Origin of the sequence: Streptomyces sp. BJ20 (assembly GCF_022869105.1) — a bacterium.
Lineage (GTDB): Bacteria > Actinomycetota > Actinomycetes > Streptomycetales > Streptomycetaceae > Streptomyces > Streptomyces griseoincarnatus.
Genome location: NZ_CP094918.1, coordinates 4828815 through 4845714 on the forward strand (window position 1 = coordinate 4828815; position 16900 = coordinate 4845714).

Sequence of the window (16900 nt, forward strand, 5' to 3'; positions counted from 1 at the left end):
CGCCGACCCCCCGCAACCTCATGCCCTGGCCGGACAACCCCCATGCACCGCCGGTTCACTGGGAGGACGACCGAGCGTAGTCAGGCCGCTTCGGCGCTCGCAAGGCGTCCACAACGATCTTGTCCGACCGTTCCACGGTAACGGTGGCCTGTTCCTTCTCGAGCGTCTGCACCACGCCTCCGGGGATGTTGAGCGCCGGTTCCAGGTCCTGCGGCTTGCCGATGACCTTGAAACGATACGGGGACTTGATCTTGTTCCCGTCCACGGAGACTCCGCCGTCCGCGTCCGACAGATACGTGCCGGCCACCACCCGCACCCCGTTCACCTGGATCGCCTCCGCGCCCGCGGCGCGCAGCTCCTGGACGGCGTCGAGCAGCATGTCCGACTCGACCGTCCCCTTCGCGTCCTCGACGGTCATCTCGATGCCGGGCCCCTGCGCGGCCACCGTGCCCGCGAGGACGCCGAGTTGCCGTTCCTTCTCGATCGTCTGCCTGCGCGCCTCCTCGGCCTGGTCGGAGCTGTTCTCCAGCTCCTCCCGCTGCTTCTCGAGGCCCTGCTTCTCGTCTTCAAGACGCTCGGTTCGGTCGTCGAGTTCATCGAGGATGCGCACAAGATCTTCCTGGCGCGCGCCGCGCAGCGCGCTGTCGGTGTCGCTGGTGGAGGCGACCTGGACGGCGAGGCCGAATCCGAGGCCGGACAGCAGCAGGGCGACGATGAGTTGCGCGCGGGTCACGCGGGGCGGCCACAGCCCGTTGACGAGCCGCCGCCGTCCGGTCAGCTCGGGCTCGCCCTGTTCGTCGGCGGCGGGCGTAGCGGAGGCCTGTGGCGTCTGCGGCACCTGGGGTCGCCGAGACACGGGGGGCGGGGGCGTACGGCGGTGTGCCTCGCTCCCGCCGGTCTTCCCGGACCCGGCCTGGGGGACGGCCGGAGGCACCTCCGCGGGAAGCTCCCGGCGCAGCCCGGCCGGCGGCGCCGCCTCGGGCGGGGACGCGGGCGTGTCAGGCGCGGACGCGGGCGTGTCGGGGGCGGACCGCGGCGGGGTGACCGCCGGGCGCGTCGTCTCGGGCTGTTCGCGCTCGTTCATCGGCCTCACGCCCGGAACACATGGCGGCGGATCGCCGCGGCGTTGGAGAAGATGCGGATGCCGAGGACGACCACCACACCTGTGGACAGCTGCGCCCCGACACCGAGCTTGTCGCCGAGGAACACGATCAGCGCGGCCACGACGACGTTCGACAGGAACGACACCACGAAGACCTTGTCGTCGAAGATCCCGTCGAGCATGGCCCGCAGACCGCCGAACACGGCGTCCAGCGCGGCGACGACGGCGATCGGCAAGTAGGGCTCGACGACCGCCGGCACCTCGGGCCGGACCAACAGGCCGGCCACCACTCCCACAATGAGGCCCAGTACGGCGATCACGATGTGCCCTTCTCGGTTATCGGCTGTGCGGTTCGTACGGTCACGCTCGGTGCGGCGGGCAGCCGGACGTCGTCCTCCACGGACAGGGCCGTCCGGATGCCGTAGTTCTCCTGCAGGACGTGCAGATACACCCCGTCGGCGCTGTCCTGGAACCGGTCCCCCAGCTCTTCTCCGTCCCCCACCGCCAGCACCGTGTACGGCGGCACCAGCGGCTTGTTGTCGACCAGTATCGCGTCTCCCGCGGCCCTGATCGCCGACAGGGCGGTCAACCGCCGCCCGTTGATCGAGACGGCCTCCGCTCCGGACTCCCACAACCCGTTGACCACCCGCTGGAGATCACGGTCGCGGACCCGGCCGGTGTCGGCGAAACCGGACGAGGAGCGCGCGTCGCCGTCGCCGCCGGCGGCGCTGTCCTCGGCGTCGTTCACCACGAGCCGTACGCCCGGTCCGTGGACGGGCGTGGCACCCGAGAGGATGCCAAGGAGCGTCGACCGGTCGCCGCCGCTGTCCCGCAGCGCCTCACGCTGCCGCGCGCCGACTTCCTCGCGCAGTTCGTCGACGCTCTCCTCGAGCCGGTCGGCGGCCGCGGTCTCCTCGTCGATACGGTCGATGAGCTCCTCGCGCTCCTTCGCGACGACCGGAGCGGCGACCCGGGCCTGGGCCGCGCCGACGGTCACCACGCACGCGGCGAGGACGAGCCCCGCCGCCAGACCGAGCTTCGCCCGCAGGGTCCTCGGCAGGCCGGCGGTCCCCTCGCTCCGCTTCCGGGCGGCGGCCTCCGCGTAGCCGTCGTCGAGACTGTGGTCCATCACGTTGGTGATCAACGACATGGACGCGTCCGGGCGCGCGGGCCGCGCGGGTGTGCTCCGAACGGGGGGTTGCTGCGGCATGCCGCACATCGTCGCACGCCGCGCCCCCGACCTCCGAACGACCCCGGCGGCGTGCCGGACGGGCCCCTTCCGGGGCTCGCGTCCGGCACGCCGCCGGTCGTCGTGTCTACTGCGGCAGGGTCACCTGCCGGCGCTGTCCACGACCGCCGACCACTCGTCGAGCAGCGCCTGCGCGGAGGCGTCGTCGGGGCCCTCGGCCCACAGGTGGGTGACGGCCTCGGCCGGGTCGGGCAGCACCATCACCCAGCGCCCGTCGGCCTCCACCACGCGCACGCCGTCGGTGGTGTCCACGGAGCGGTCCCCGGCCGCCTCGACGACGCGCCGCATGACCAGGCCCTTGACGGCCCACGGCGTCGCCAGGTCCCGCTTCAGGACATGCGCCCGCGGGATACGGGCGTCGATCTGGCTCAGCGTCAGCTGGGTGCGCGCGACCAGCCCGATGAGCCGGACGAACGCTGCGGTGCCGTCGTAGACGCTGCTGAACTCGGGGACGATGAAGCCGCCCTTGCCGTCGCCGCCGAAGATCGTCCCTTCCTCACCGCCGACGCGGGTGAGGTCGTCGGGCGAGGTGGTCGTCCACTCGACCTGCGTGCCGTGGTACGCCGCCACCTGCTCGGCGATGCGGGTGGTGGTCACCGGCAGGGCGACGCGGCCACTGCGCCGCTCGGAGGCGACCAGGTCGAGCATGACGAGCAGCGCCCGGTCGTCCTCGACGATCCGCCCCTTCTCGTCGACCAGCGACAGCCGCTCGCCGACGGGGTCGAAGCGGACACCGAAGGCGGCACCGGAGGACGCCACGATCTCCCCGAGCCGCACCAGGCCGGCGCGGCGCATGTCGGCCGTCTCGGTGGGCCGGGACTCGTCCAGACCGGGGTTGATGGTCAGGGAGTCGACGCCCAGCTTGCCGAGCAGGCTGGGCAGCACCAGTCCGGCGCTGCCGTTGGAGGCGTCGACGACGACCTTCAGACCGGCCTCGGCGATGCCGGTGATGTCGACGTTCCGCAGCAGCGACCCGGTGTAGGAGTCGAAGACGCTCGCCGGGAAGCGCAGGTCACCGATCTCGCCGGGGAAGGCACGCCGGTACTCCTGCCGCGCGAACACACGGTCCAGCTTGCGCTGGCTGCCCTGCGACAGGTCGGCGCCCTGCCCGTCGAAGAACATGATGTCGACGGAGTCGGGCACGCCCGGCGTCGTGCGGATCATGATGCCGCCGGCGCTGCCCCGCGCGGTCTGCTGCCGTGCCACGGGCAGCGGCACGTTCTCCAGATCGCGTACGTCGATGGCGCTGGCCTGGAGAGCGGAGATGACCGCCCGCTTGAGGGCTCGGGCGCCTCGGGAGTGGTCGCGGGCCGTGGTGACGGTCGAGCCCTTCTTCAGGGTCGTCGCGTAGGCGCCGGCGAGGCGGACGGCGAGCTCGGGCGTGATCTCGACGTTCAGGATGCCGGAGACACCGCGCGCGCCGAAGAGGTGCGCCTGCCCGCGGGACTCCCAGATGACCGAGGTGTTGACGAAGGCGCCGGCCTCGATGGTCTTGAACGGGTAGACCCGCACATTGCCCTGGACGATCGATTCTTCACCGACCAGGCACTCGTCGCCGATGACGGCGCCGTCCTCGATCCGCGCGGCGCGCATGATGTCGGTGTTCTTGCCGACGACGCAGCCGCGCAGGTTGCTGTGCGGGCCGACGTACACGTTGTCGTGCACGACGGCCTTGTGCAGGAAGGCTCCGCTCTTGACGACGACGTTGGAGCCGACGACCGTGTGCTCGCGGAGCTCCGCGCCGGCCTCGACCTTCGCGTAGTCGCCCACGTACAGCGGGCCGCGGAGCACCGCGTCGGGGTGCACCTCGGCGCCCTCGGCGACCCATACACCGGGTGCCATCTCGAACCCGTCGATGTCGACGTCGACCTTGCCCTCGAGGACGTCGGCCTGCGCCTTGACGTAGCTCTCGTGGGTGCCGACGTCCTCCCAGTAGCCCTCGGCGACATAGCCGTAGATCGGCTTGCCTTCCTTCATCAGCTGCGGGAAGACATCGCCGGACCAGTCGACGGGCACGTCGGGCTCGACGTAGTCGAACACCTCGGGCTCCATCACGTAGATGCCGGTGTTCACCGTGTCGGAGAAGACCTGGCCCCACGTCGGCTTCTCCAGGAAGCGTTCGACCTTGCCCTCGTCGTCGACGATGGTGATGCCGAATTCCAGCGGGTTGGGCACACGGGTCAGGCAGACCGTGACCAGTGCGCCCTTTTCCTTGTGGAAATTGATCAGCTCGGTGAGGTCGAAGTCCGTGAGGGCATCGCCGGAGATGACGAGAAAGGCATCGTCCTTCAATGCCTCCTCGGCGTTCTTCACGCTCCCGGCGGTACCGAGTGGCTTCTCCTCATTCGCATACGTGAGCTCCATTCCGAGCTCCTCGCCGTCACCGAAGTAGTTCTTGACCAGCGAGGCAAGGAACTGGACGGTCACCACGGTCTCGTTGAGCCCGTGCCTTTTGAGCAGCCGCAGAACGTGCTCCATGATCGGCCGGTTGGCCACCGGCAGGAGCGGCTTGGGCATGCTTGAGGTCATGGGGCGAAGACGGGTGCCTTCGCCCCCGGCCATCACGACGGCCTTCATGTCGGAAGCGTCCTCCTCGAAGAGACGACGGTCTGGCCGACTTCACCCGCCAGGATTGCCGCACACATATTCAGCGTGGACATCGCGCGCCACGTTGCGCGTGAGGAAGCGAGTCAATCGGCCATGGCGTCCGCACGGATCAGGCGGCGGACTTGGACCACATAGAGCACTCCTGCCCACCAATAGAGGGTTGTACCCCATCCTGCGAACGCCCAGCCGAAAATTGCAGCGAGTGACGAGATCCAACCACTACCGTCACTGAGCAGGAGCAACGGGAAGGCGTACATCAAGTTGAAGGTCGCAGCCTTCCCCAGGAAGTTCACCTGCGGCGGCGGATAGCCGTGGCGCCGCAGGATGCCCACCATGACCAGGAGGACCAGTTCCCGGGCCAGCAGGACGGCGGTCAGCCAGAGCGGCAGGATCTCGCGCCAGGTGAGTCCGACCAGGGTCGAGAGGATGTACAGCCGGTCGGCCGCAGGATCGAGCAGCCGGCCGAGGCTGCTGATCTGGTTCCACCGACGGGCGAGCTTTCCGTCCAGGTAGTCGCTGACGCCGCTGAAGGCCAGCACCAGGAGCGCCCAGCCGTCACTCTTCGGCCCGCCGAACTCCGGCCTCAGGATCAGCCAGAGAAACAGGGGTACGCCGACGAGCCGCGCCATGCTGAGCACGTTCGGGATGGTGAGGACACGGTCTGTCTGGACCCGTGTCTCCTGGACCTCCACCCGGGATCCTCCTGTGGGAAGCGTTTCTACGATGCTCCCTGACCCTACCGCAACGCGAAAAAGCTCCGGCTCTCGGGCGGGGAGCCCAAGAGCCGGAGCTGTAAAAGGAGTTCGGCGGCGTCCTACTCTCCCACAGGGTCCCCCCTGCAGTACCATCGGCGCTGTAAGGCTTAGCTTCCGGGTTCGGAATGTAACCGGGCGTTTCCCCTACGCTATGACCACCGAAACACTATGAAACTGACAACCACCGGCATGCCGTGACCATGGCATGGGGTTGTTCGTGGTTTCAGAACCAACACAGTGGACGCGAGCAACTGAGGACAAGCCCTCGGCCTATTAGTACCGGTCAACTCCACACGTTACCGTGCTTCCATATCCGGCCTATCAACCCAGTCGTCTACTGGGAGCCTTACCCTCTCTAGGAGGTGGGAGTCCTCATCTCGAAGCAGGCTTCCCGCTTAGATGCTTTCAGCGGTTATCCCTCCCGAACGTAGCCAACCAGCCATGCCCTTGGCAGAACAACTGGCACACCAGAGGTTCGTCCGTCCCGGTCCTCTCGTACTAGGGACAGCCCTTCTCAAGACTCCTACGCGCACAGCGGATAGGGACCGAACTGTCTCACGACGTTCTAAACCCAGCTCGCGTACCGCTTTAATGGGCGAACAGCCCAACCCTTGGGACCGACTCCAGCCCCAGGATGCGACGAGCCGACATCGAGGTGCCAAACCATCCCGTCGATATGGACTCTTGGGGAAGATCAGCCTGTTATCCCCGGGGTACCTTTTATCCGTTGAGCGACGGCGCTTCCACAAGCCACCGCCGGATCACTAGTCCCGACTTTCGTCCCTGCTCGACCCGTCGGTCTCACAGTCAAGCTCCCTTGTGCACTTACACTCAACACCTGATTACCAACCAGGCTGAGGGAACCTTTGGGCGCCTCCGTTACCCTTTAGGAGGCAACCGCCCCAGTTAAACTACCCATCAGACACTGTCCCTGATCCGGATCACGGACCCAGGTTAGACATCCAGCACGACCAGACTGGTATTTCAACGACGACTCCCACCGAACTGGCGTCCGATGCTCAAAGTCTCCCAGCTATCCTACACAAGCCGAACCGAACACCAATATCAAACTGTAGTAAAGGTCCCGGGGTCTTTCCGTCCTGCTGCGCGAAACGAGCATCTTTACTCGTAGTGCAATTTCACCGGGCCTATGGTTGAGACAGTCGAGAAGTCGTTACGCCATTCGTGCAGGTCGGAACTTACCCGACAAGGAATTTCGCTACCTTAGGATGGTTATAGTTACCACCGCCGTTTACTGGCGCTTAAGTTCTCAGCTTCGCCTGGACGAATCCAAGCTAACCGGTCCCCTTAACGTTCCAGCACCGGGCAGGCGTCAGTCCGTATACATCGCCTTACGGCTTCGCACGGACCTGTGTTTTTAGTAAACAGTCGCTTCTCGCTGGTCTCTGCGGCCACCCCCAGCTCAGAGCGCGAAGCTCATCACCGGATGTGGCCCCCCTTCTCCCGAAGTTACGGGGGCATTTTGCCGAGTTCCTTAACCATAGTTCACCCGAACGCCTCGGTATTCTCTACCTGACCACCTGAGTCGGTTTAGGGTACGGGCCGCCATGAAACTCGCTAGAGGCTTTTCTCGACAGCATAGGATCATCCACTTCACCACAATCGGCTCGGCATCAGGTCTCAGACACATGCCAGGCGGATTTACCTACCTGACGTCCTACACCCTTACCCCGGGACAACCACCGCCCGGGATGGACTACCTTCCTGCGTCACCCCATCACTCACCTACTACCAGCTCGGGTCACCGGCTCCACCACTCCGACCTCGTCCGAAGACTCAGCCGGCGGCTTCACGGGCTTAGCATCACTGGATTCGATGTTTGACGCTTCACAGCGGGTACCGGAATATCAACCGGTTATCCATCGACTACGCCTGTCGGCCTCGCCTTAGGTCCCGACTTACCCTGGGCAGATCAGCTTGACCCAGGAACCCTTAGTCAATCGGCGCACACGTTTCTCACGTGTGAATCGCTACTCATGCCTGCATTCTCACTCGTCAACCGTCCACAACTCGCTTACGCGGCTGCTTCACCCGGCAGACGACGCTCCCCTACCCATCACGATCCCCGTTGGGGGTACATATCGCAATGACACGACTTCGGCGGTACGCTTGAGCCCCGCTACATTGTCGGCGCGGAATCACTAGACCAGTGAGCTATTACGCACTCTTTCAAGGGTGGCTGCTTCTAAGCCAACCTCCTGGTTGTCTGTGCGACTCCACATCCTTTCCCACTTAGCGTACGCTTAGGGGCCTTAGTCGATGCTCTGGGCTGTTTCCCTCTCGACCATGGAGCTTATCCCCCACAGTCTCACTGCCGCGCTCTCACTTACCGGCATTCGGAGTTTGGCTAAGGTCAGTAACCCGGTAGGGCCCATCGCCTATCCAGTGCTCTACCTCCGGCAAGAAACACACGACGCTGCACCTAAATGCATTTCGGGGAGAACCAGCTATCACGGAGTTTGATTGGCCTTTCACCCCTAACCACAGGTCATCCCCCAGGTTTTCAACCCTGGTGGGTTCGGTCCTCCACGAAGTCTTACCTCCGCTTCAACCTGCCCATGGCTAGATCACTCCGCTTCGGGTCTTGAGCGTGCTACTACAGCGCCCTGTTCGGACTCGCTTTCGCTACGGCTTCCCCACCCGGGTTAACCTCGCAACACACCGCAAACTCGCAGGCTCATTCTTCAAAAGGCACGCAGTCACGACGTTGAGTGCAAGCACTCAACGCGACGCTCCCACGGCTTGTAGGCACACGGTTTCAGGTACTATTTCACTCCGCTCCCGCGGTACTTTTCACCATTCCCTCACGGTACTATCCGCTATCGGTCACCAGGGAATATTTAGGCTTAGCGGGTGGTCCCGCCAGATTCACACGGGATTTCTCGGGCCCCGTGCTACTTGGGTGTCTCTCAAACGAGCCGCTGACGTTTCGACTACGGGGGTCTTACCCTCTACGCCGGACCTTTCGCATGTCCTTCGCCTACATCAACGGTTTCTGACTCGCCTCATGGCCGGCAGACCATGAAAGAGAGATCCCACAACCCCGAATGCGCAACCCCTGCCGGGTCTCACACGCATACGGTTTGGCCTCATCCGGTTTCGCTCGCCACTACTCCCGGAATCACGGTTGTTTTCTCTTCCTGCGGGTACTGAGATGTTTCACTTCCCCGCGTTCCCTCCACTTGCCCTATGTGTTCAGGCAAGGGTGACAGCCCATGACGACTGCCGGGTTTCCCCATTCGGACACCCCCGGATCAAAGCCTGGTTGACGACTCCCCGGGGCCTATCGCGGCCTCCCACGTCCTTCATCGGTTCCTGGTGCCAAGGCATCCACCGTGCGCCCTTAAAAACTTGGCCACAGATGCTCGCGTCCACTGTGCAGTTCTCAAACAACGACCAACCACCCATCACCCCCGGAACAAACCCGGAGTGCACTGGGGCCGGCACTGAAGGCGACCACACGGCCGTACCCTCAGACACCCAACAGCGTGCCCGACACACTCCCCGCTTCCCTCAACGTTCCACGCTCCGAAGAGCAGTACTGGAAGGAGAAGACGATCAAGTGCGCCGAGTAGTCAACGTTCCACCCATGAGCAACCAGCATCAGACGTTCGCTGATGAACTGGCCTCTGACCAACCGGAGTTGGTGAGAAGTGCTCCTTAGAAAGGAGGTGATCCAGCCGCACCTTCCGGTACGGCTACCTTGTTACGACTTCGTCCCAATCGCCAGTCCCACCTTCGACAGCTCCCTCCCACAAGGGGTTGGGCCACCGGCTTCGGGTGTTACCGACTTTCGTGACGTGACGGGCGGTGTGTACAAGGCCCGGGAACGTATTCACCGCAGCAATGCTGATCTGCGATTACTAGCGACTCCGACTTCATGGGGTCGAGTTGCAGACCCCAATCCGAACTGAGACCGGCTTTTTGAGATTCGCTCCACCTCGCGGTATCGCAGCTCATTGTACCGGCCATTGTAGCACGTGTGCAGCCCAAGACATAAGGGGCATGATGACTTGACGTCGTCCCCACCTTCCTCCGAGTTGACCCCGGCGGTCTCCCGTGAGTCCCCAGCACCACAAGGGCCTGCTGGCAACACGGGACAAGGGTTGCGCTCGTTGCGGGACTTAACCCAACATCTCACGACACGAGCTGACGACAGCCATGCACCACCTGTACACCGACCACAAGGGGGGCACCATCTCTGATGCTTTCCGGTGTATGTCAAGCCTTGGTAAGGTTCTTCGCGTTGCGTCGAATTAAGCCACATGCTCCGCCGCTTGTGCGGGCCCCCGTCAATTCCTTTGAGTTTTAGCCTTGCGGCCGTACTCCCCAGGCGGGGCACTTAATGCGTTAGCTGCGGCACGGACGACGTGGAATGTCGCCCACACCTAGTGCCCACCGTTTACGGCGTGGACTACCAGGGTATCTAATCCTGTTCGCTCCCCACGCTTTCGCTCCTCAGCGTCAGTATCGGCCCAGAGATCCGCCTTCGCCACCGGTGTTCCTCCTGATATCTGCGCATTTCACCGCTACACCAGGAATTCCGATCTCCCCTACCGAACTCTAGCCTGCCCGTATCGACTGCAGACCCGGGGTTAAGCCCCGGGCTTTCACAACCGACGTGACAAGCCGCCTACGAGCTCTTTACGCCCAATAATTCCGGACAACGCTCGCGCCCTACGTATTACCGCGGCTGCTGGCACGTAGTTAGCCGGCGCTTCTTCTGCAGGTACCGTCACTTTCGCTTCTTCCCTGCTGAAAGAGGTTTACAACCCGAAGGCCGTCATCCCTCACGCGGCGTCGCTGCATCAGGCTTTCGCCCATTGTGCAATATTCCCCACTGCTGCCTCCCGTAGGAGTCTGGGCCGTGTCTCAGTCCCAGTGTGGCCGGTCGCCCTCTCAGGCCGGCTACCCGTCGTCGCCTTGGTGAGCCATTACCTCACCAACAAGCTGATAGGCCGCGGGCTCATCCTGCACCGCCGGAGCTTTCGAACCGCTTGGATGCCCAAGCGGGTCAGTATCCGGTATTAGACCCCGTTTCCAGGGCTTGTCCCAGAGTGCAGGGCAGATTGCCCACGTGTTACTCACCCGTTCGCCACTAATCCCCTCCCGAAGGAGGTTCATCGTTCGACTTGCATGTGTTAAGCACGCCGCCAGCGTTCGTCCTGAGCCAGGATCAAACTCTCCGTGAATGTTTACCCGACAGTGCTTAATTAAAAGCGCGGGTGCACACATCACGAGAGCGGAACATCGGGAGGAATAGTCCCGACGTTCACAGCGTCCTCGCTGTGTTTTTTCAAAGGAACCTCGACCATCCGAAAACTGGATGGACGGGGTATCAACATATCTGGCGTTGACTTTTGGCACGCTGTTGAGTTCTCAAGGAACGGACGCTTCCTTTGTACTCACCCTCTCGGGCTTTCCTCCGGGCGCTTCCCTTCGATGTTTCCGACTCTATCAGGGATTTTCCGGCCTTCTGACCACCGTCCCGCAGGCATGCGGAAAGTGATCCGAAGTTAGGATCTGACGAGTTGGATTGCTGCCGGGTCCTGGATGCGTGGCTGCATCCCTCAGCCCCAGGCAGGTCTAAGACTGTACACGGGGTCGCAGACCGCGTGCAAATCGATTAGAGTGGGTGGTCTAGACCTCTTGTCTGGACCACGGACCTGGACTTGTCCCCCGGATTCGGTATGTCTCATGACATACCCTGCTGAACAGCACGCCGGAGACAGCCAGTGACGGCGCTCGTACAGATCTCCATCTCTTGGGAGGACTCCCATGACCACCGTGACGTCCCCGCTCGCAGGACGCGCCATCGGACTGGCGTCCGTGCCCGATCCGGTCTTCTCCGGAGCCATGGTCGGCCCGGGCACCGCGATCGACCCCGTGCGGGAGCCTTCCGAGGCCGTCTCCCCCGTCGACGGCGTGATCGTCTCTCTGCACCCGCACGCGTTCGTCGTCGTGGACGAGAGCGGGCACGGCGTGCTCACCCACCTCGGCATCGACACCGTCCAGCTCAACGGCGAGGGCTTCGAGGTGCTCGTCAACAAGGGGGACACCGTCACGCGGGGGCAGAGCATCGTGCGCTGGAACCCGGCCGCCGTCGAGGCCGCCGGCAAGTCCCCCGTGTGCCCGGTCGTGGCGCTGGAGGCCACGGCGGACGCCCTCTCCGAGCTCCGTGAAGAGGGCGACGTGAAGGCAGGCGACGCGCTCTTCCTCTGGAAGTGACGTGACGCCGTCCCCGCGAAGGCCGCGACGGCATCGGGCGACGGCACAGAACATCGGACGCTGCGGCGCGACCCGCCGCTTTACCGGAGACGGGTGAGATGGAGACAACGCTGCGAGGCGTCGGCGTGAGCCACGGGGTGGCCATCGGCGAGGTACGGCACATGGGCACGGCGGTGCTGGAGCCGCCGGCCAAGCAGATCCCGGCGGAGGAGGCGGAGCGCGAGCAGCAGCGCGCCCGTCAGGCCGTGGACGCGGTCGCGGCCGATCTGACCGCGCGCGGGAATCTCGCCGGCGGCGAGGCCCAGGCGGTGCTCGAGGCGCAGGCCCTGATGGCGCAGGACCCGGAGCTGATGGCCGACGTGGACCGGCGCGTCGCCGTGGGCAGCTCCGCCGAGCGCGCGGTCTACGACGCGTTCGCCGCGTACCGCGAGCTGCTGGCGAACGCCGGCGAGTACCTGGCGGGCCGGGTGGCCGACCTGGACGACGTGCGCAACCGCATCGTGGCGCGGCTTCTCGGCGTGCCGATGCCGGGTGTGCCGGACAGTGACGAGCCGTACGTGCTGGTGGCGCGGGACCTCGCGCCGGCGGACACCGCGCTGCTGGACCCGACCCTGGTGCTCGGTTTCGTGACCGAGGAAGGCGGGCCGACCAGTCACAGCGCGATCCTTGCGCGTGCCCTGGGCGTGCCGGCGGTCGTGGCCCTGCCGGGAGCCGGTGAGATCGCCGAGGGCACGCTGATAGCGGTCGACGGCAGCTCGGGCGAGATCTTCGTGAACCCGACCGAGGAGCGCCGGGCCGCTCTCGAGGCCGCGGCGGCCGAGCGGAAGGCCGCTTTGGCGGCGGCGACCGGTCCGGGTGCGACGGCCGACGGGCACAAGGTGCCGCTGCTGGCGAACGTCGGCGGACCCGCCGATGTCCCGGCGGCGGTCGAGGCGGGCGCCGAAGGCGTCGGTCTGTTCCGTACCGAGTTCCTGTTCCTGGACGACAGCAAGAACGCTCCGTCCGAGGAGAAGCAGGTCGAGGCGTACCGGCAGGTGCTGGAGGCGTTCCCCGAGGGGCGTGTCGTGGTGCGGGTGCTGGACGCGGGTGCGGACAAGCCGCTGGAGTTCCTCACCCCGGGCGACGAGCCGAACCCGGCGCTGGGCGTGCGGGGTCTGCGGACCCTGCTCGACCACCCGGAGGTGCTGCGCACCCAGCTGACAGCGCTGGCCAAGGCCGCGGAGGGGCTGCCGGTCCACCTCGAGGTGATGGCCCCGATGGTGGCGGACCGGGCCGACGCGAAGGCGTTCGCGGACGCGTGCCGCGAGGCGGGGCTGCAGGCGAAGTACGGCGCGATGGTGGAGATTCCGTCGGCGGCGCTGCGGGCGCGCTCGGTGCTGCGGGAGGTGGAGTTCCTGTCGCTGGGCACGAACGACCTCGCGCAGTACACGTTCGCCGCGGACCGTCAGGTGGGTGCGGTGTCCCGGCTGCAGGATCCGTGGCAGCCGGCGCTGCTCGACCTGGTGGCGCTGTCCGCCGAGGCGGCGCGGGCCGAGGGCAAGAGCTGCGGTGTGTGCGGTGAGGCCGCGTCGGACCCGCTGCTGGCGTGTGTACTGACGGGACTGGGTGTCACCTCTCTCTCGATGGGTGCGGCGTCCATTCCTTATGTGCGGGCGCAGCTGGCGAAGTTCACGCTGGCGCAGTGCGAGCGGGCGGCCGCCGCCGCCCGGGCCGCGGACAGCGCGGACGAGGCGCGGAGCGCGGCGCAGGCGGTGCTGTCGGGCGAGTAGTCCTCGCCGGGCCCCGCGAGGCCGTGTGCCGAGGGGCGCTCCACTTCGGTGGGGCGCCCCTCGTGCTGTCCGCCCTCGCCGTCCGGGGTCAGTGGCGGTGGTCGGGGCCGGGGTCGGCGTCCGTGAGGTCGGGTGACGCGCAGTAGTCGACGTCGGACTCGGGTGGGATGATCTCGCCGGTCTCGGTGTCGGTGCAGTAGGCGTCGAAGACCTCTCCGGCGGTGAGGGGGACGAGTCCGTGGCCCCGGATGCGCCAGCCGTGGATGCGGTCGGGGGCGCCCGGGGTGCTGGTGCGCATCACGAGGCCGCCGGGGCCGGCGGTGGCGAGGCCGACGGCCAGGACGGTGGTGAACTCCAGGGCTTCGGTGTCGTCGATGCGGACGCCGTCGTCGGTGTCGTCGGCGTGCAGCACGGCGACCAGGGATTCGGGTGGCCCGGAGACGCTGCAGACGAGATGGCGGTCGCCCGGTGGCGCGCTGTCGAGGATGCGGGAGACGAGGCGGGAGGCGCGGGTGAAGGCCGCGTGTCCGAGGTCCTCGCCGCAGGAGGCGCAAGGGCCGAGCCGGGCGAGGAGCATCGTGGCGTACTCCCAGGTGGCGCGGCGCACGGCCTCGTCGACGAGGGTGGTCATGAGGTCGGACAGGGGCCGGCCGTCGTAGGGGACGGCGGGTCCGGTGACGGCGCGCTCGGCGGTGAAGCGGGTGCGGCTGAGGTGGCTGTCGGGGTCGTGGCCGTGCTGGGTGCACCAGTCGGCGTACTCCTCGGGGTCGAAGAGGGCCACCGTGGTGTGACTGCCCTCGAGGGCGCGGGTGCGCAGCACGGCTTCGACGTGTTTCAGGTAGGTGGGATGGTCGTCGAAGACGAAGCTGTCGTAGCGCCGCATGGCGCGGAAGTCGTGTTCGTCGGTGAGCACTCCGATGGTGCCCACGATCTCGCGGCGCAGGACGCGTCGCAGGGTGCGGTGGTCGGTGTACGCCATGTCTCCCCCTCTGCACGGTCGATCAATGCTCACTCACCGTAATCGGCGGCACTGACAACGGGTGCGGAGGAGGAGACGGGGTGACCGGTCAGGGGCGGGTGCGGGCCAGCTCCTGGTAGTGGGCGAGGAGGTCGAGGTTGTCGATGGAACCGGGGTTGACTGCCTTCTCGAGGGGGGTGCCCTGGAGGAGTCGCTTGACCGGGACCTCGATGCGCTTGCCGGTGAGGGTGTGCGGGATGCCGGGCACCTCGATGATCTCGTCAGGGACGTGCCGGGGTGAGAGCTGGGTACGGATGGTCTTCCTGATGCGGTCGGTCAGGTCGTCGTCGAGGGTGGCGCCGGGCGCCAGGTGGACGAAGAGCGGCATCCAGTAGCCGCCGTCGGGCTGTTCGATGCCGACGACCAGGGACTCCTTGATCTCGGGGAGTCGTTCGACGGCCTCGTAGATGTCGGCGGAGCCCATGCGGACGCCCTGGCGGTTGAGGGTGGAGTCGGAGCGGCCGTGGATGACGACGGAGCCGCGCGAGGTGAGGGTGATCCAGTCGCCGTGGCGCCAGACGCCGGGGTAGGTGTCGAAGTAGCTGTCGTGGTAGCGGCTGCCGTCGGGGTCGTTCCAGAAGTGGATCGGCATGGACGGCATGGGGTTGGTGACCACGAGTTCGCCGACCTCGTCGGTGAGGGGCTTGCCGCTGGGGTCCCAGGACTGCAGGTCGGTGCCGAGGCAGGGGGCCTGGAGCTCACCGACGTGGACGGGGAGGGTGGGGACGGCTCCGGCGAAGCAGGAACAGACGTCGGTGCCGCCGCTGACGGAGGCGATCCACAGGTCGTGGCGGACCTCGTCGTGCAGCCAGCGGAAGCCGTCGGGCGGCAGCGGGGAGCCGGTGGTGGCCACGCACTTCACGGCGGACAGGTCGTGGTCGCGCGAGGGGTGGACGCCGGCCTTGCGGCAGGCCATGACGTACGCGGCGGAGGTGCCGTAGAGGGTGGCTCCGGTGCGTTCGGCGATGCGCCACTGGGCGCCGGTGTCGGGGTGTCCGGGGCTGCCGTCGTAGAGGACGACGGTGGTGCCGGTGAGGAGGCCGGAGACGAGGAAGTTCCACATCATCCAGCCGGTGGAGGTGTACCAGAAGAAGCGGTCCTCGGGGCCGAGGTCGCAGTGCAGGCCGAGCTGCTTGAGGTGCTCGACGAGGATGCCGCCCTGGGACTGGACGATGGCCTTGGGCAGTCCGGTGGTGCCGGAGGAGTAGAGCACCCACAGGGGGTGGTCGAAGGGCACCTGCTCGAAGACCGGTGCGGTGTCCGCGGCGGTGAGGGCGGACCACTCCAGAGCGCCGTCGGGGGCTTCGGTGCCGAGCAGCGGGATGTGCACGACGGCGCGCAGGGTGGGCAGTTCGCGTCGGAGTTCGGCGACGATCCCGCGGCGGTCGTGTTCCTTGCCGCCGTAGCGGTAGCCGTCGACGGTGAACAGGACGACCGGTTCGACCTGCTGGAAGCGGTCGAGGACGCTGCGGGCGCCGAAATCGGGGGCGCAGGAGGTCCACACGCCGCCGACGGCCGCGGTGGCGAGGAGGGCGACGACGGCCTCGGGGATGTTGGGCAGGTAGCCGCTGACGCGGTCGCCGGGGCGTACGCCGAGGGCGCGCAGTTCGGCGGCGAGGGAGCCGACCTGGCGGCGCAGGTCGGCCCAGGTGACGGGCCGGGGGTCGTGGGTCTCGTCCACGTGGAGCAGGGCCGGCTGGTCCGCGCGGGAGCCGGCGGCGCGCAGGGCGTGCTCGGCGTAGTTGAGGGTCGCTCCGGGGAACCACTGGGCGCCGGGCATGGAGGGATCGCCGAGGACGCGCTCGTACGGCGTGGTGAAGCGGACGTCGAACCACTCGGTGACCGCTTTCCAGAAGGTCTCCAGCTCCTCGACGGACCACCGGTGGAGTGCCGCGTAACCGCCGTCCGCGGGGGCGCCGTGGTGTTCGGCGGCCCAGGCCTGGAACCGGGTGATGCGGGCCTCGGCGATACGTTCCGCTGTCGGCTGCCAGAGCGGCTGAGGGTTCACGGTCGACATGGGGCGGCTCCCGGACTGTGCGCGTCGTGTGCGTCCTCCGCGCACGGGCTGGGGTGTGCGCGTGACGCGGCTGACAGGGACGATGCCACGTGATCGACTTCTGCACCAGGGTGCCCCCCACATAGTCCCTGTCG

At 66.5% G+C, this 16900-nt stretch carries 9 protein-coding genes and 3 rRNA genes; 2 read left to right on the forward strand and 10 right to left on the reverse strand.

Annotated features, from left to right (window positions below; genetic code table 11):
- Positions 1 to 55: 55 nt before the first annotated feature.
- The 8 genes from MTR79_RS21795 to MTR79_RS21830 all read right to left on the reverse strand — a co-directional run bounded on the left by MTR79_RS21795 (position 56) and on the right by MTR79_RS21830 (position 10926).
- The gene (locus tag MTR79_RS21795) at positions 56 to 1084 is read right to left on the reverse strand and encodes a DUF881 domain-containing protein (protein ID WP_244791820.1); all 1029 of its coding nucleotides are present in this window, start codon (positions 1082 to 1084) and stop codon (positions 56 to 58) included.
- Between the two features lie 5 nt (positions 1085 to 1089).
- Positions 1090 to 1422 (reverse strand): small basic family protein, encoded by a 333-nt coding sequence (locus MTR79_RS21800; protein ID WP_006134295.1) that lies wholly within the window; start codon positions 1420 to 1422, stop codon positions 1090 to 1092.
- Positions 1419 to 2321, reverse strand: a complete 903-nt coding sequence (locus tag MTR79_RS21805) for a DUF881 domain-containing protein (protein WP_086704236.1) — start codon at positions 2319 to 2321, stop codon at positions 1419 to 1421. Before MTR79_RS21805 ends, MTR79_RS21800 begins: the two co-directional genes overlap by 4 nt.
- A gap of 111 nt (positions 2322 to 2432) precedes the next feature.
- Positions 2433 to 4928 carry a mannose-1-phosphate guanyltransferase gene (locus tag MTR79_RS21810; RefSeq protein ID WP_086704234.1) on the reverse strand — a complete coding sequence of 832 codons (2496 nt, stop codon included), beginning with the start codon at positions 4926 to 4928 and terminating at the stop codon, positions 2433 to 2435.
- Between the two features lie 113 nt (positions 4929 to 5041).
- Positions 5042 to 5650 (reverse strand): CDP-alcohol phosphatidyltransferase family protein, encoded by a 609-nt coding sequence (locus MTR79_RS21815; protein ID WP_086704233.1) that lies wholly within the window; start codon positions 5648 to 5650, stop codon positions 5042 to 5044.
- 109 nt (positions 5651 to 5759) lie between these two features.
- Positions 5760 to 5876: ribosomal RNA gene (gene rrf, locus MTR79_RS21820) — 5S ribosomal RNA — on the reverse strand.
- A 90-nt stretch (positions 5877 to 5966) separates the two neighbouring features.
- Positions 5967 to 9091: ribosomal RNA gene (locus MTR79_RS21825) — 23S ribosomal RNA — on the reverse strand.
- Positions 9092 to 9398: 307 nt separating this feature from the next.
- A 16S ribosomal RNA gene (locus tag MTR79_RS21830) occupies positions 9399 to 10926 on the reverse strand.
- Together the 16S, 23S and 5S rRNA genes form the textbook arrangement of a ribosomal RNA operon.
- Positions 10927 to 11512: 586 nt before the next feature.
- Here MTR79_RS21830 and MTR79_RS21835 point away from each other — a divergent pair.
- Both MTR79_RS21835 and ptsP read left to right on the forward strand, forming a co-directional pair.
- Complete coding sequence (locus MTR79_RS21835) at positions 11513 to 11962, forward strand: PTS glucose transporter subunit IIA (protein ID WP_086702250.1); 450 nt, start codon at positions 11513 to 11515, stop codon at positions 11960 to 11962.
- A 98-nt stretch (positions 11963 to 12060) separates the two neighbouring features.
- Positions 12061 to 13731, forward strand: a complete 1671-nt coding sequence (gene ptsP / locus MTR79_RS21840; protein ID WP_048458090.1) for a phosphoenolpyruvate--protein phosphotransferase — start codon at positions 12061 to 12063, stop codon at positions 13729 to 13731.
- An 88-nt stretch (positions 13732 to 13819) separates the two neighbouring features.
- Here ptsP and MTR79_RS21845 read toward each other — a convergent pair whose 3' ends face one another.
- Positions 13820 to 14710 carry a hypothetical protein gene (locus MTR79_RS21845; RefSeq protein WP_244791821.1) on the reverse strand — a complete coding sequence of 297 codons (891 nt, stop codon included), beginning with the start codon at positions 14708 to 14710 and terminating at the stop codon, positions 13820 to 13822.
- Positions 14711 to 14798: 88 nt separating this feature from the next.
- Positions 14799 to 16766 carry an acetoacetate--CoA ligase gene (locus MTR79_RS21850; protein WP_244791822.1) on the reverse strand — a complete coding sequence of 656 codons (1968 nt, stop codon included), beginning with the start codon at positions 16764 to 16766 and terminating at the stop codon, positions 14799 to 14801.
- Positions 16767 to 16900: the final 134 nt, after the last annotated feature.